Source organism: Streptomyces sp. MJM8645, assembly GCF_001625365.1.
In the GTDB taxonomy this organism is placed as follows: Bacteria; Actinomycetota; Actinomycetes; order Streptomycetales; family Streptomycetaceae; genus Kitasatospora.
The window spans coordinates 4,706,869-4,721,527 of sequence record NZ_LJJF01000001.1 but is presented as its reverse complement, the minus strand read 5'-3'; the positions used below and the strand labels follow the sequence as shown (position 1 = coordinate 4,721,527).

Annotated in this window: 11 protein-coding genes; 4 read left to right on the top strand and 7 right to left on the bottom strand. The window is 74.3% G+C overall.

Annotation, left to right across the window (positions count from 1 at the left end):
* Window positions 1-36 precede the first annotated feature (36 nt).
* Window positions 37-528: an SgcJ/EcaC family oxidoreductase gene (locus A6F73_RS20400; RefSeq protein WP_063349126.1), complete on the top strand. Its 492-nt coding sequence runs from the start codon at window positions 37-39 to the stop codon at window positions 526-528.
* Between the two features lie 19 nt (window positions 529-547).
* Here A6F73_RS20400 and A6F73_RS20395 read toward each other — a convergent pair whose 3' ends face one another.
* Window positions 548-1,660 carry a peptidoglycan recognition protein gene (locus tag A6F73_RS20395; protein WP_063349125.1) on the bottom strand — a complete coding sequence of 371 codons (1,113 nt, stop codon included), beginning with the start codon at window positions 1,658-1,660 and terminating at the stop codon, window positions 548-550.
* A gap of 104 nt (window positions 1,661-1,764) precedes the next feature.
* Here A6F73_RS20395 and A6F73_RS20390 point away from each other — a divergent pair, with 104 nt between their 5' ends.
* The 3 genes from A6F73_RS20390 to A6F73_RS20380 all read left to right on the top strand — a co-directional run bounded on the left by A6F73_RS20390 (window position 1,765) and on the right by A6F73_RS20380 (window position 5,754).
* Window positions 1,765-2,556, top strand: a complete 792-nt coding sequence (locus tag A6F73_RS20390) for a TIGR03089 family protein (protein ID WP_063349124.1) — start codon at window positions 1,765-1,767, stop codon at window positions 2,554-2,556.
* A 135-nt stretch (window positions 2,557-2,691) separates the two neighbouring features.
* Window positions 2,692-3,903, top strand: a complete 1,212-nt coding sequence (locus tag A6F73_RS20385; protein ID WP_244293659.1) for an LCP family protein — start codon at window positions 2,692-2,694, stop codon at window positions 3,901-3,903.
* Window positions 3,904-4,095: 192 nt separating this feature from the next.
* A complete protein-coding gene (locus tag A6F73_RS20380; RefSeq protein WP_063349122.1) occupies window positions 4,096-5,754 on the top strand; it encodes an LCP family protein in 1,659 nt (552 codons plus the stop codon).
* A 16-nt stretch (window positions 5,755-5,770) separates the two neighbouring features.
* Here the strand turns inward: A6F73_RS20380 and A6F73_RS20375 are convergent, their stop codons facing one another.
* The 6 genes from A6F73_RS20375 to ssuE all read right to left on the bottom strand — a co-directional run bounded on the left by A6F73_RS20375 (window position 5,771) and on the right by ssuE (window position 14,223).
* Entirely contained in the window at window positions 5,771-6,385 is a 615-nt protein-coding gene (locus A6F73_RS20375) for an acyltransferase (protein WP_063349121.1), read from the bottom strand.
* A 97-nt stretch (window positions 6,386-6,482) separates the two neighbouring features.
* Window positions 6,483-7,523 carry a glycosyltransferase family 2 protein gene (locus A6F73_RS20370; protein ID WP_063349120.1) on the bottom strand — a complete coding sequence of 347 codons (1,041 nt, stop codon included), beginning with the start codon at window positions 7,521-7,523 and terminating at the stop codon, window positions 6,483-6,485.
* Window positions 7,524-7,759: 236 nt separating this feature from the next.
* The gene (locus tag A6F73_RS41565) at window positions 7,760-9,760 is read right to left on the bottom strand and encodes a hypothetical protein (RefSeq protein WP_063349119.1); all 2,001 of its coding nucleotides are present in this window, start codon (window positions 9,758-9,760) and stop codon (window positions 7,760-7,762) included.
* Window positions 9,761-9,960: 200 nt separating this feature from the next.
* Complete coding sequence (locus A6F73_RS20360; RefSeq protein WP_063349118.1) at window positions 9,961-12,528, bottom strand: ABC transporter permease; 2,568 nt, start codon at window positions 12,526-12,528, stop codon at window positions 9,961-9,963.
* An 18-nt stretch (window positions 12,529-12,546) separates the two neighbouring features.
* Window positions 12,547-13,314: an ABC transporter ATP-binding protein gene (locus A6F73_RS20355; RefSeq protein ID WP_063349117.1), complete on the bottom strand. Its 768-nt coding sequence runs from the start codon at window positions 13,312-13,314 to the stop codon at window positions 12,547-12,549.
* Window positions 13,315-13,668: 354 nt separating this feature from the next.
* Window positions 13,669-14,223 carry an NADPH-dependent FMN reductase gene (gene ssuE / locus A6F73_RS20350; RefSeq protein WP_063349116.1) on the bottom strand — a complete coding sequence of 185 codons (555 nt, stop codon included), beginning with the start codon at window positions 14,221-14,223 and terminating at the stop codon, window positions 13,669-13,671.
* Window positions 14,224-14,659 lie beyond the last annotated feature (436 nt).

The window sequence follows — 14,659 nt, the reverse complement described above, 5'->3', positions numbered from 1 at the left end:
CTGTCCGGCTCCACCGCCTTCGTCGACCATGGGGATATGAACGATACGCGGCTGCCGGAGCTGTCCTCCGGGGACGAGAACGCGGTGCGGGCGCTGTACCACCGGGCGCTGGAGGGGTGGAACCAGCAGGACGGTTCGGCCTTCGCCGGGCCGTTCGCCGAGGACGGGGAGGTGATCGGCTTCGACGGCACCCGGCACTGCGGGCGGTCGGTGATCGCCGCCGAACTGGGGCGGCTCTTCGCCGACCACGCGACGCCGGAGTACGTGGCCAGGGTGCGCCGGGTCCGCGCGCTGGGGCCCGGGGTGGCGCAACTGGACGCCGTCGCGGGGCTGGTGCCGGACGCCGCGGAGGACCTGGACCCGGCGCTCAACGCGGTGCAGACGGTGATCGCGGTGAACGCCGGGGCGGGCTGGCGGATCGGGCTGCTGCAGAACACGCCGGCGCGCTACGACCTCCGGCCGGATCTGGCGGCGGCGTTGACGGCGGAGCTGCGGGGGCTGGTCGGGCGGGGGCCGGGGCCGGCGTAGGGCGGTGCGGTGGGGTGCGTCAGGGGGTCTGGAGGTGGGCCGCGGCCGTGCGGAGGGCGGGGAGCCGGGCGTAGAGGGCGTTGCCGGGGCACTCGGTGTTGAAGGCGTCGCGGTGGCCGGAGACGGCGTCGAAGTCGACGACGGTGCCCTTGGGGTAGCGGCTGGCGTCGGAGGCGGAGGTGAGCTTGGTGCGGCCGTCGGCGGGGTGGCCGGTGAGGCCGAGCTTCCAGCCGGCGATGGCGGCGAGGCCGTCCAGGAGGGGCTGGGGCGGGGCGTCGCCGACGTAGGTGCCGATGGCGGCGACGCCGGCCGAGTCGGTGTTGAAGCCGAGGGTGTGGGCGCCGTGGACGGGCTGGTCGACGCCGCCGGCCCGGCCCTCGTAGACGGTGCCGCAGCGGTCGACCAGGAAGTTGTAGCCGATGTCCCGCCAGCCGCTGCTCTGAACGTGGTACTGGTAGATCGACCTGATCACCCGGGGGGCGTCGGAGCAGGCGTAGTCGGTGGCGGTGGCGGTGTGGTGGACGAACACCTCGTGGACCGGGCCGGTGTACTCGAAGGTCTGGTCGCGCAGGGACTCGTCCGCGCCCCAGCCGGCCCGGGTGACGATGGCGGGGCGCGGGGCCTGGTGGCCGTCGGCAGGGCGGCGGGGCAGGACCCGGGCGGCGGGCGCGGGCGCACCCTGGCCGGGGTCGACCAGGTCGAGCCGCAGGCCGGGCGGGGGCCCGGCGGGGCCGGGGCGCACCTCGACGGCGACGCCGTCGCTGCGGCCGGTCCACAGGGGCGCGGTGGCGCCGCGCGGGGCGAGGTCGGGGCCGTCCTCGGTGTCGGCCTCCAGGTCGTGCCAGTCGCCCCAGCGGCCGGTGGCCGCGTCCCGGGTGCGGACCCGGACGGCGCCGCCGGCCAGCGCGTCCGCCGGGCCGTCCCAGCCGACGCCGAGGAGTTCGAACGGCCGGGTGGTGCGCGGCGCCAGGGCCGGGCCGGGGCCGAGCGGCAGCGAGGTGACCGACCCGCCGCCGGCGGAGCCGCGGCGCCGGGCGCCGTCGGGGTCGGCCGGGCCGGCGGTGGCGGCGGGCTGGAGGAGCAGGGCGACGGTGCAGCCGGCGAGCACGGCGGCCGGGAGGGAAAGGCGCATAAACCGGATGGTGGCGGCAAATCGGGCCACTCGCCACGTCGCCTCGCGCCCGGTCCGCCACCCCTCCCGACGGCCCACTCGAAGGCCGTAGGCTGGGGCGCACCATGACTGCGCATTTCGCTGCCGATGCCCGCACCCCCGTCGAACTGCTGCACGCATATCTGCGAGGCGGCACGTCCACGGTCGATCCCGCGGCCCCGCTGGTCACCTTCTACGACGACGCCACCGGTGAACGGGTGGAACTGTCCGCCCGGACCTTCGACAACTGGGTGGCCAAGACGGCCAACCTCCTCCAGGACGAGTTGAACGCCGGCCCGGGCGACCGGGCCGTACTGCTGCTCCCCGCCCACTGGCAGAGCGCCGTCTGGCTGCTGGCCTGCTGGTCGGTCGGGGTGGCGGTGGTGCCCGGCGGCGACCCGGCCGCCGCCGACCTGGTGGTCAGCGGCCCGGACGGACTGGCGGCCGCCCACGCCTGCGAGGGCGAGCGGGTGGCCCTGGCCCTGCGCCCGCTCGGCGGACGCTTCCCGCAGCGCCCCGACGGCTTCCTCGACTACGCCGCCGAGGTGCCCGGCCAGGGCGACCGCTTCGCGCCGTACTCGCCCGTCGCCCCGGACGGCCACGCACTGGAGACCGCTGTGGACGGGCTGCCGCTGAAGCTGACCGGCGAGCAGACCGTCGCGCTGGCCCGGGAGGGGGCCGCCCGGCTCGGACTGAAGCCCGGCGACCGGGTGCTGTCCACCTTCTCGTTCGACGACTGGACCGGCCTGGAGGCCGGTCTGCTGGCGCCGCTGGCGGCCGGCGCCTCGGTGGTGCTGTGCCGCAACTCGCAGGGGCTCGACCCCGAGCAGTGGGAGAAGCGGACCGAATCCGAACGGGTGACACTGCGCCTCGGGTAACCCCCGGGTCGGGCCGGGCGGGTAGGGATCCCTGCCATGGCCGAGGACGACACCGCGCACCCCCCGACCGACCCGCCCCCGACGGATGCGCACCCTTCCGAACCCGGACGCCCGCGTCGGCGCCGGCGGTGGCTGATGATCACCGCCGGCGTCGTCGCGTTCCTGCTGGTCGCCACCGGGGCACTGCTCTGGATCGCCTACCGCACGCTGGACGGCAACATCCGCACCGACTCGGCCACCGACCGACTGCTCGCCCGGCTGGAGGCCGAGCGGCCGAGCCGGACCGCCGGGGCCAAGGGCTCCGAGAACATCCTGCTGATCGGCAGCGACGACCGCTCCGGCACCAACTCCTCGTACGGCGGCGAGCCGGGCACCCAGCGCTCGGACACCACGATCCTGCTGCACCTGGCCGCCGACCGGAAGCACGCGACGGCGGTCTCCATCCCGCGCGACGTCATGGTCACCGTCCCCGCCTGCGAGAAGCCCGACGGCACCCGCAGCAAGGCCGGGCTGATGCAGTTCAACTGGGCGTTCGAAATGGGCGGCGCGGCCTGCTCGATCCGCGCCGTCGAGCAGCTCAGCGGCATCCGGATCGACCACTACGTGATCCTCGACTTCAACGGCTTCAAGACGATGGTGAACGCGATCGGCGGGGTCGAGGTGTGCGTCCCGCAGGCGATCCACGACAAGGACGCCAGACTCGACCTGCCCGCCGGGCGGCAGACCCTGCACGGCGAGCAGGCACTCGGCTACGTCCGGGCCCGGGAGAGCCTGGGCGACGGCAGCGACACCCAGCGGATGGGCCGTCAGCAGCAGTTCCTGGCCGCGCTGATCCGCAAGGTGCAGTCGCAGGGCGTGCTGCTGAACCCGGCGCGGCTGTGGCCGGTGCTGGACGCGGCCACCTCCTCGGTCAAGGCGGACGGCGGGCTGTCCTCGCTCGGGGCGCTGTACGACCTCACCCAGGACCTGCGGGACATCCCCTCGGCGGACGTGGTGCTCCTGACCGCGCCGCGCCGCCCGTACCGGTACGACTCGGACCGGGACGAGTTCGTGCAGCCGCAGACCACCCAGTTGTTCACCGCGCTGCGGGACGACCGGTCGGTCGCCGTCCGGCCGCCCGGTTCGGCGCCGTCGCCGGGTGCCGTCGCCGGGGCGGGCGTCGGTGTCGGGGCGGGCGTCGGGGCGGGCGCGAGCCCGAGTCCAAGTCCGGTGGCGGCGGGTGCGGGCGCGGGGTCGGACGGGGCCGTGGGGGCTGCGGGGGCTCCGGCGAAGGCGTCACCTTCGGCGGACGCCTCGCCCACCTTCGAGGGACGCACGGCCGACGTGGACGCCTGCGCGCAGCACTGATCGCGGCTGCGCCGCAGGTCGGCGCGGGTTTTCCGGAAATCCCGCACACCCAGGGGACTTTACCCGGCCATTACCTGGACATGGCGCAGATCACACCGGAACGATTCAGCCGTTCGGCTCGTCTAGTGTGTCCGGATCGGCCCGCCGAACGGGCGAGCCGGAGCCGTGACCGGTCGGAGGTAGGGAACCCCCGTGCAGCAGGACAAACCGGAGGTCGATCCCGCCGACCAGTGGACGCGCGACCCGGAAACCGGCCAGTACCGCCTCGACCCGGCCGCCGGCATCCCCGGGCAGCGCCGCCGGACGGCCGACCGGAGAGCCCCCGGGGAGACGCCGGCCACCGAGTCGGCCGGGACCGGGACCGCCGACGTCCCCGGGCCGGGCCGCCGCGACTCCCGGCGGCGGGCGGCCGCCGCCGCCAAGCGGACCCGGCGCCGCCGGGCGCTCAAGTGGACCGCCGGGGCCGGCGCCCTGGTGATGGTCGCGGGCTGCGGCGGGGCGTACTACCTGTACCAGCACTTCAACAGCAACCTGACCTCCGTCAAGGTCCAGCTGGGCAACGAGGAGGAACGGCCCAAAGCCGCCGGGGACGCGCTCAACATCCTGGTGCTGGGCACCGACAGCCGGCAGGGCCTCGGCCGCGAGTACGGCAACGAGGGCAGCGTCGGGCACGCCGACACCACGCTGCTGTTCCACATCTCCAAGGACCGCTCCAACGCGACCGCGATCAGCATCCCGCGCGACCTGATGGTGCCGATCCCGGAGTGCCAGAGCGGCAGCGGCAAGAAGATCCCCGGCTCCGCGCGGGACATGTTCAACAACAGCCTCGGCCAGGAGGGGCGCGACCCGGGCTGCACCTGGAAGACCGTCGAGAAGATGACCGGGATCCGGGTCGACCACTTCGTGCAGGTCAACTTCGAGGCGGTGAAAACGCTGTCCAGCGCCGTCGGCGGGGTCGAGGTCTGCGCGGCCAAGGACATCAACGACAAGGACTCGCACCTGAAGATGAGCAAGGGCCGACACGTGGTCCAGGGCGACGAGGCGCTGGCCTTCGTCCGCACCCGGCACGCCGTCGGCTTCGGCGGCGACCTCACCCGCATCCCGCTCCAGCAGCAGTTCATCAGCTCGATGATCCGCAAGATCAAGAGCGACGACACCCTGACCAGCCCGAGCAAGCTCTACAAGCTCGCCGACGCCGCCACCAAGGCGCTCACCGTGGACTCCGGGATCGGCAGCGTCGACAAGCTCAAGGACCTCGCGCTGGACCTCAGCAAGGTGGACACCAAGAACATCACCTTCGCCACCGTGCCGGTCCTGGACGACCCCAAGGACAAGGACCGGCTGGTGCTCAAGCAGCCGGACGCCGGGCAGCTGTTCTCGATGGTCGCGGGCGACCGCTCGCTGACCGAGACCGCCGCCCCCGCCGACGCCGCCACGGCCGCACCCGAGACCGCACCGGCGACCCCGACCGCCGCCGCCCCGACGGTGGACCCCAAGGACGTCCGGGTGACGGTGCGCAACGGCAGCGGGACGCGCGGGCAGTCGGGGCCCACCGTGGAAAAGCTCCGCACCAAGGGTTTCGCCAAGGCCACCACCGCCCCCGACGCGCCCGTCACCGCAACCACCACGGTGTCCTTCCCGACCGGGCAGGACGCCGCGGCCGCCGCCCTGGCCGCCGCGCTCGGCCTGCCGGGCGACGCCGTCCGGCCGGACCCGAAGGCGGATCCGAAGGGCCCGCTGGTGCTGGTGCTCGGCAAGGACGTCCTCGCCACTCCGGCGGCGGCCCCGACCGAGGCACCGAAGGACCTCCAGCGGGTGCAGGCGGACGACACCGATGCGTGCGCCAAGTAGCTAGGGGCCCTGGGCCCTACTCCGGAGCGAGGGTGCCGTCCGTCTCCCGGTAGTGCTCGCCGGTGCGGGGGCAGCGCCAGCGGCCGTCGCCGACGGGTTGCAGCGGCTCGCCGGCACGGCCGACCCAGCCGATCCGGCGGGCCGGGACGCCGGCGGCCAGGGCGAAGTCCGGGACGTCCCGGTGGACCACCGCGCCGGCCGCGACCAGCGCCCAGCGGCCGACCGTCACCCCGGCGACCAGGACCACCCGGCCGCCGATCGAACAGCCCTGACGGAGCGTCACCCCTTCGGCGTGCCAGTCCTGTTGGCGCTTGGGCCGACCGTCGGGGGTCACCGCGCGGGGGTGGCGGTCGTTGGTGAGGACGGCGGCGGGGCCGATGAACACCCCGTCCTCGACCAGCGCGGGCTCGTACACCAGCGCGTGGTTCTGCAGCTTGACCCGGTCCCCGATCCGGACGCCCGGGCCGACGTAGGCGCCGCGGCCGATCACGCACTCGGCGCCGACCACCGCGCCCTCGCGGACCTGGGCGAGGTGCCAGACCGTCGTCCCCGCGCCGATGACGGCCCGTTCGTCGACGTCCGCGCTCGGCTCGATCCGGGCCGCGCCGGGCCCGCCCTCAACTGTCGCCATGCGCACCGACGATAGCGGCGCGGGCTCGACCGTCAGGGCTTGTCCGGCAATTCGCGCGCCCGGCGGGAATTGTCGGACAAACCCTGCCGGGTCGGCGTCAACTCGCCCTGGAGAGCACGTCCTTGGCGGCCGGTCCGACGCTGCCTATCACCCGGCGGGCCAGTGAGCGGGGCGAGGTGAGGAAGCCGAAGCCCCAGCTGAGGTGCATGGTGGCGAGCGCCACCGGCAGCATCGCCCTGGCCTTGAAGGACAGGCCGCGGCCGCCGACCAGCCCGCCGCCGAGGATGCCCAGCAGGTACGCGCCGGGCACCGCGAGGAGGGCCGGGTGGACGGCGACGCCCAGCACCAGCCCGAGGGTGACGGCCAGCAGGGCGGTCGGCGGGGCCAGGTAGCGGAGGTTGACCGAGCCGCGGTGGTAGCGGGTGACCACCCGGCGCCAACGGCCGTAGTCCTTGTACTGCTTGGCCAGCGCCTTCACCGACGGCCGGGGCCGGTAGGTCACCTTGAGCTGCGGGGTGAACCAGACCAGCCCGCCGTCCTGGCGGATCCGGTAGTTGAGCTCCCAGTCCTGGGCTCGGATGAACTCCTCGTTGTAGCCGCCGAGCTTCTCCAGCACCTCGCGCCGGAACACCCCGAGGTAGACGGTGTCCGCCGGGCCGGCCAGGCCGCCGGTGTGGAAGGCGGCGTTGCCGACACCGATCTTGGAGGTCATCGCGGCGGCGACCGCGTTCTCCCACTCGGTCTCGCCCTCGGCGTGCATGATGCCGCCGACGTTGGCGGCGTCCATCTCGTCGAGCAGCCGGACCGCGGTGGTGATGTAGCCGGGGGTGAGCAGCCCGTGGCCGTCCACGCGCACCACTATCGGATGGCGCGAGCCGCGGATCGCGGCGTTCAGCCCTGCGGGGGTGCGACCGGTGGGGTTCGGCACGGTCCGTACCCGCGGGTCCTCCGCCACCAGTTCGGCCGCGATCTCCGCGGTCCGGTCGGTGGACGGACCGAGGGCGATCACCACCTCCATCGGCCCGGGGTACTCCTGGTCCAGGATGCGCCGGACCGCCGTCCGCAGGTGTCGTTCCTCGTTGAGCACCGGCATGATCACGGAGACAGCCGGCAGCTCCTCAGCAGCCTTGGTGTTCATCGGGGCCAACCGTACCGGTGCGGACACGTCTCCGTCTTGTCCCGGTCTGGGCCGCTGCTCGCAGCCCGCGACGCCCGGTTGGACTCCTTGATCACGTCCACCGTACTCCGCTCCGCGTACGGGCCCGCAGCCGGGTCGGAACGGGCGGTTTCCGGAGGACGGGACGGAGCCCGGGAGGGCACCCCCGGCGGGGTTCGGCGGCGGCCGCGCGGGTTCGGTGCAGGTTCGGCGCAGGTTCAGAGCAGGTGGTGAACGATGGTGAAGAGCGCGTAGCCGGCCAGCGACAACCGGTTCAGCAGGTGCTGCGGGCCGCCCAGCCGGTCCGGCAGCGACCGGTGCGGGCGCAGGTCCGGCCGGTGGGCGGCGGTCGCGACGGCCCGGGCCAGCTCGACCGGGTCGTAGCGGTCCCCGAAGTGTCCGGCCAGCCAGGCGGCCGGGCGGCTGCCGACGGTGACCTCCTCGCCCGAGCGCAGCTGGACGGTGAGCAGGTTGCGGTGGACCGCGGCCGCGTTGATCTCCTGCCACCGGAAGGTCCGGGTGCGCAGCGCGGTGGCGATCCGCAGGCCGTCCCGGTCGGCGACCATCTGCCAGGAGAGGGTGCGGCCGCAGGCGAGGATCGCCACCGTGCCGGTCAGGAGCGGGTGCACCAGCCCGCCCCACCAGCCGCTCCGGCCGAGCAGCACGACCAGGCCCGCGAGCAGCAGGGCGGGCACCGGACCGGCCACCGCCCGCAGCGGCAGCGGCATCTCCCAGCGGCGGGCGGGCACCGGTTCGGCGTCCGGCCCGGCCGCGGGGGCGGCGGCCACCGTCTCGGCGGTCAGGGCGGCGACGGCCAGGTCCCGCTCCCGGTAGCCCTCGGTGCGCCGGCCCGGCCGCGGGGCCCGGGCGGCGGGGGCGACCACGGCCGCCACCCAGCGCGGGTCGTGGTCCAGCAGTCCGGGGCGGACCAGGAGCTGCTGCTCCGGCCCGTCGGGCCCCAGGTACAGCACGGCCGGCACGCTCCGGCCGGCGCGGGCGAGCCAGGCGGCGGCCTGCTCCGGGGTCAGCCGGTCGAAGACGTCCCCGAGCTCCTCCTCTTCCTCGTCGTAGGAGACTTCGAGTTCGAGGTGGTCGGCGTCGTCGTCCTCGGTCTCCAGGTGTTCGGGCACCCAGGCCGGGCCCTCGCCGTCCGGGGCGCCGTAGCGGGCCCAGCGGTAGCGGTCGCGCTCGACCAGCCGCCAGAGCGCGGGGCCGTCCGGCGGGCCGTCCAGCGGCTGCACCAGCAGGTCGCCCTGGGCGTCGGCGCGGACCCGGACGGCGAGGGCGGGCGCGGAGCCCGCGAAGGAGGGCCGGGAGCGGCGGGCGTTCGCGGTGGCGGCCGAGCCGAGCAGCAGCAGGCCGGGCAGGGCGAGCAGGCCGCCGGCGGTCAGCGCGCCGGTGAGGTCGTAGTCGTCGCCGGCGGCGCGGACGGCGTCGCCGTCCACCAGCAGCGGGACGGGCTCGCCGGGCTGCGGCGGCCGGGCCCACCAGACGTCCAGCCGGGCGGTGCGTTCCGGGCCGCCGCCTGGCGGGTGGAAGCGGACGGTCAGGACGCCGTCCTGGTCGGTGTCGCCCGCGGTGCCGGTGACCTGGTCGGCCCGTTCGGCGCTCGCCTGCTGCCGGGCCTGCCCCCACAGCCCGTACAGCGGGAACGCCAGGGCGGCGGCGAGCAGCAGGGCGCCGAGCGCGCGGCGCAGCACCGGCGGGCCGTCGGGGTGGACGGGCGAGGGCGCTCCGGCGGCGGTCCAGGGGAAGGGGACGGGCGGGGCCATCAGTTCGTCGAGCTGCTGGCGGGCGCGGCGGCGGCCGAGCTCGGCGCCGATCAGCGCGGCGGAGAGCAGCAGGTGGAGCAGGACGGCCGTCCAGCGGCAGAGCGGGGTGACCAGGCCGTGCGGGGCGTACCAGAGCACCGCGAGGACGGCCGGCGGGACCAGCGCCCGGCCGCGGAACCGGCCGGCCAGCAGGACCACTTCGGCGAGCACCGACCAGGCGGCCAGCGAGGAGCCCCAGGTGTCCCGGCAGACGCCCTGGACGTTGCAGTCTCCGGGGGTCGGCTCCACCGCGGTGGCCAGGATCACGAAGGCGGCCGGCAGCAGCGCCAACCAGCGGCTGTCCAGGCGCCAGGCGGTGCGGGCCGCGCGCCAGCGGGCGGCAGCGGCGGCGGTGAGGGGCGCGGCGCTGGGCAGCGGCGGGGCGTCCGGGGTATCCGGGGCGAACATCGGACGATCATCTCAGTCGGCCTGGGGCGGCCCGTGCCGCAGGGGCCGGGTGCTGCCCGCACCCGGCCCCTGCCCCCCGTTCCCCCCTCGGCGGCCCCCCACCGCCGGGTCCTGCGGCCCGCGCCGCCCGGCCAGTCCGTCTCGACGGCCGCGGTCAGTCCGTCTCGACGGCCGCGGTCGATCCGTCGCGACGGCCCCGGTCAGTCCGTCGCGATGGCCGCGAGGACGTTCATCCGCCCGGCCCGGAAGGCCGGGACGAGGGCGGCGACCAGTCCGATCACCACCGAGGCGACCAGCGTCACCACGAGCGTGGTGGTCGGGACGGAGAGCGTGGCCAGGCCCTGGTCGCGCAGCACCCGCTGGGCGGTGACGCCCCAGGCCAGCCCGAGCCCGGTGCCCAGGACCGCGCCGAACACCGAGATCACCACGGCCTCCAGCCGGATCATCCGGCGCAGCTGGCGGCGGGAGAGCCCGATCGCCCGCAGCAGGCCGATCTCCCTGGTCCGCTCGACCACCGACAGCGCCAGGGTGTTGACCACCCCGAGCACGGCGACCGTGATGGAGAGGCCGACCAGGCCGTAGATCAGGTAGAGCAGGGTGTTGACCTGGGACTGCACGACCTCCTTGTAGCCGGCCTGGTCCTTGATGGTCAGCTGCGGGTACTCCTTGAGCGCGCCCTCCAGGGCGGTCAGCGTCTTCGCGACGTCGGCTCCGGAGGAGGCCTTGGCGAAGAACGTCCAGACCGGCGGCTGCTCGTCGGCGGGCACGGCCCTGGCCATGGTGTCGAAGTCGACGAAGGAGCCGTCGCCGAACAGCGAGCCCTTCGCGAACACGGCGCCCACCGGCAGCACCTGGGTGCGGCCCTTGCCGTAGGCGACGGTCACCTGGTCGCCGACCTTCAGGCCGTGGTCCTTCGCGAAGGCCTCGCCGATCCCCAGCTCGCCCCGCCCGATCGCGTCCACCGAACCGGCGGTGACCGGGAGGTGGAAGTCGGTGCCGAAGAAGGCGGGCGGCGCGGCGGTGAGGTTGGTCTTCGCGCTCCGGCCGTCCGGCAGTTGGAGCTTGGGGTTGAAGAACTTCTGGGTGGTGACGTGGTCGATGCCCGGGGTCCGGCGGACGGCGTCCAGCATCTCGGGGGTGATCGAGGTGCGGCCGCCCTGGACGATGTAGTCCGCGCCCACCGACCGGTCGATCTGCGCGTTGGCCGAGGTGACCGTCGAGGCGCTGAACACCGAGGAGCCGATCACCAGCGCCAGTCCGATCATCAACGCGGCGGCGGTGGCCCCGGTGCGACGCGGGTTGCGCATCGCGTTGCGCTGGGCGAGCCGGCCGGACGGGCCGAACAGCGCCGGCAGCAGCGCGCCCAGCACCCGCACCACGGCGGTGGCCAGCAGCGGGCCGAGCACCACGAAGCCGATCAGGGTGAGCAGCACGCCGAGACCCAGGTACTGGCCGCCGGTGGCCGCCTTCTGCGCCTGCGCGGCCAGCACCAGCAGACCGCCGCCGCCCGCCGTCAGGACGAGGCCGACCACCGTGCGGACCAGGTTGGCACGGCCCTCGGCCGGCGTGCCGTGGTCGCGCAGGGCGGCCATCGGCGCGATCCGGCTCGCCCGGCGGGCCGGGACCCAGGCCGCCACCAGGGTCACCACGATGCCCAGGGCGTACCCGGCGAGGAACACCGTCGGACCGATCTTCAGGTCGCCCGCGTCGAGCTTCATGCCGATCGCGTTCATCAGCTTGATCAGGCCGACCGCGATGCCCAGACCGGCCGCGACCCCGAGGGTCGAGCCGAGCACGCCGAGGATCAGCGCCTCGACCAGGACCGAGCGGTTCACCTGCCGGCGGCTGCCGCCGATGGCGCGCAGCAGGCCGATCTCCCGGGTGCGCTGGGCGACCAGCATCGAGAAGGTGTTGATGATCAGGAAGCAGCCGACGAACGCCGAGATGAGCGAGAAGCCGAGCATCGCGTTCTTCATGAAGCCGAGGCCGCTGCCGATGCTCTTGGTGTTCTCGTCCTTCTGCTCGGCCGCGGTCTTGACCTGGTAGCCGGCGCCCAGCTCGGCCAGGGCGTCGGCCTTGAGCCGGTCGTTGCCGCGGCTGCCGTCGCCGAACGCCTCGACCGAGGTGTACGCCTGCTCGCCGAGCAGCACCTGCTGGGCGGTCGGGGTGTCCAGGAAGGCCAGCGCCGCACCGGGGTTGGTGGTGGTGAAGGAGGCGATGCCGGAGATCGTGAACTCGTGCCGGCCGTCGGCGTTGTCGACCCGGAGCTTGGCGCCGAGGCCGAGCCCGGCCTTCTTCGCGGTGTCCGCGTCCAGCACCAACTCGCCCGCGTTCCGCGGGATGTGGCCCTGGGTGAGGCGCACCGCGCTGCGCGGGGTCTCGGTCCAGTTGCCGACCAGGGTCGGCGCACCGGAGGTCGGACCGACCAGCTTGTTGGTGGCCGGGTCGACCAGGGTCGCGTTCTCGACCATGACCTGGCCGACCGCCGACTTCACCCCCGGCACCGCGGCGACCTGCTGCGCGGCCGCCACCGGGACGGTCCGCGGCTTGTCGGAGGCCTGCTGGTCGTCGTCCTCGGCCGGCTTGGGCGGCTGGACGGAGACGTCGGAGGCGGTCGCGGCGAACAGCTTGTCGAAGGTGCTGGTCGCGGTGTCGGAGAAGACCAGGGTGCCGGAGACGAACGCGACCGACAGCATCACGGCGATCAGGGAGAGCACCATGCGGCCCTTGTGGGCGAAGAAGCTCCGCAGAGCGGTCTTGAGCAGCATCTGTCCCGTCCCGCCCGCTCAGCTGGTCCGCTTGCCGTCGAAACGGCGCATGCGTTCGAGGACGGAGTCGGCGGTGGGCGCGTGCATCTCGTCGACGATCACGCCGTCGGCCAGGAAGAGCACGCGGTCCGCGTAGCCCGCGGCGACCGGGTCGTGGGTCACCATCACGATGGTCTGGCCCAGTTCGTCGACCGAGCGGCGCAGGAAGGTGAGCACCTCGGCGCCGGCCCGGGAGTCCAGGTTGCCGGTGGGCTCGTCGCCGAAGATGATCTCGGGCCGGGCGGCCAGCGCCCGGGCCACCGCGACGCGCTGCTGCTGACCGCCGGAGAGCTGCGCCGGGCGGTGCTTGAGCCGGCCGGCCAGGCCGACGGTCTCCACCACCTGGTCCAGCCAGGCCTGGTCCGGCCGGCGGCCGGCGATGTCCATCGGCAGCGTGATGTTCTCCAGCGCGGACAGCGTCGGGAGCAGGTTGAACGCCTGGAAGATGAAGCCGATCTTGTCCCGGCGCAGCCTGGTCAGCTGCTTGTCCTTGAGGCCGGTGATCTCGGTGTCGCCGATCCAGATCCGCCCGCCGCTGACCGTGTCCAGGCCGGCCAGGCAGTGCATCAGGGTCGACTTCCCGGAGCCCGACGGGCCCATGATCGCGGTGAAGCGGCCGCGCTGGATGTCGACGTCCACCGCGTCGAGCGCGGTGACCCTGGTCTCGCCCGCGCCGTACGCCTTGCTGACCTGGCGGGCCGCGGCGGCGACGGCGGGCGCGCCGTCGGGAAGCTGGGGGTCGTACACGGCTGTGGCTGCCGTCGTCACTGGAGTCTCCTAAGAAGTGGGCCCGACCGTCGACCCCGGCCGGCCCCTCCGTGCGCGGGCATGCCACAGGACGCGGGCATGGCGCAGGAAGGGTCGTCGACCGGGAGTTGACCCCACCCACCGGGCCCGGCGGGCGCCGGCTCCCGGGAGAACCTCGCCCCTCGTCGGCACGAGCGGGGACGTCCACAACGTTATGAGCAACGGCGGGCACGCTCGTCATCCGCCGGAATGAAGCCGCCCAACCAAGGATCTACGGGGCGCGGCGCCCCTCCCCCTAAGGGGTGCCGCGGCCCGTCTCGGGGACGCCCCGTACGGGGTCCGGGCCCCGGTTCCTCAGCCGGTCAGCGCCGGTGCGGCCAGCCGCTCCAAGGCCTGCGCGAAACCCTCCACGACCGGGGCCAGCAGGGTGTCGGTCTCGCGCTCGACCAGGGTCGTCCCGTCCTCCCTGGTGGTGATGTGGCGGTCGAGCACGAACCAGCCCTGGGTGATGTGGCCGGCGCCCATCGAGCTGAGCACCGGGCGCAGCGCGTAGTCCACCGCCAGCACGTGCGCGGGCGAGCCGCCGGTGGCCAGCGGCAGGACGGCCTTGCCGGCCAGCGCGTACTGCGGGAGCACGTCCAGCAGGGCCTTCAACAGGCCCGAGTAGGCGGCCTTGTAGACGGGGGTGCCGATCACGACGCCGTCCGCCCGGGCGAACAGCTCGGTCACGGCGACGATCTCCGGGTGGTCGAAGTCGCCCGACAGCAGCGCGTGCGCGGGCAGGCTGCGCGCCTCGAACGGGACGACGTGGTGGCCGCGGGCCTCCAGCCCGGCGTCGACGTGGCGCAGCAGGCGGGTGGTGCGGGAGGTCGCGGACGGGGAGCCGGAAACGGACAGGACGGTGGCCATGGGGTTCACCTTTGGCTGGAGGCGGGGGCGGCGCGACGCGGCGCAGGAGGACCGCTGCGGGTCGGAGCCCGGGAAGGTGTTTCGACGTGCTCGACGTGCTCGACGCGTTCGAGATGAGGTGCTCGGCGCGGGTGGGGTGACGCCGAGGTGGTCCGGTGGGCGCGCTTCAGCCGCGACAGAGCGAACAGGCCACACCACGCCGCAGGTCGACGTGCCGCCGACGCGTGAGTGCCCAACGCTGATCCATACCCGAAATGCAAACACGCTGCGTTCGAACCGGTCAAGAATCGTTTCGCCAGTTGAACGGCGGGTGACGTGACGCGTGGTGACCGGGCTCACGTCGACCCGGCGCCCGCCCCGTCCCGCCCAGTCCCGTCCCGTCCCGTCCCGTCCCACCGTCGTACGGCCGCGCGGAAGTTGCGGCGGAACGATCCGA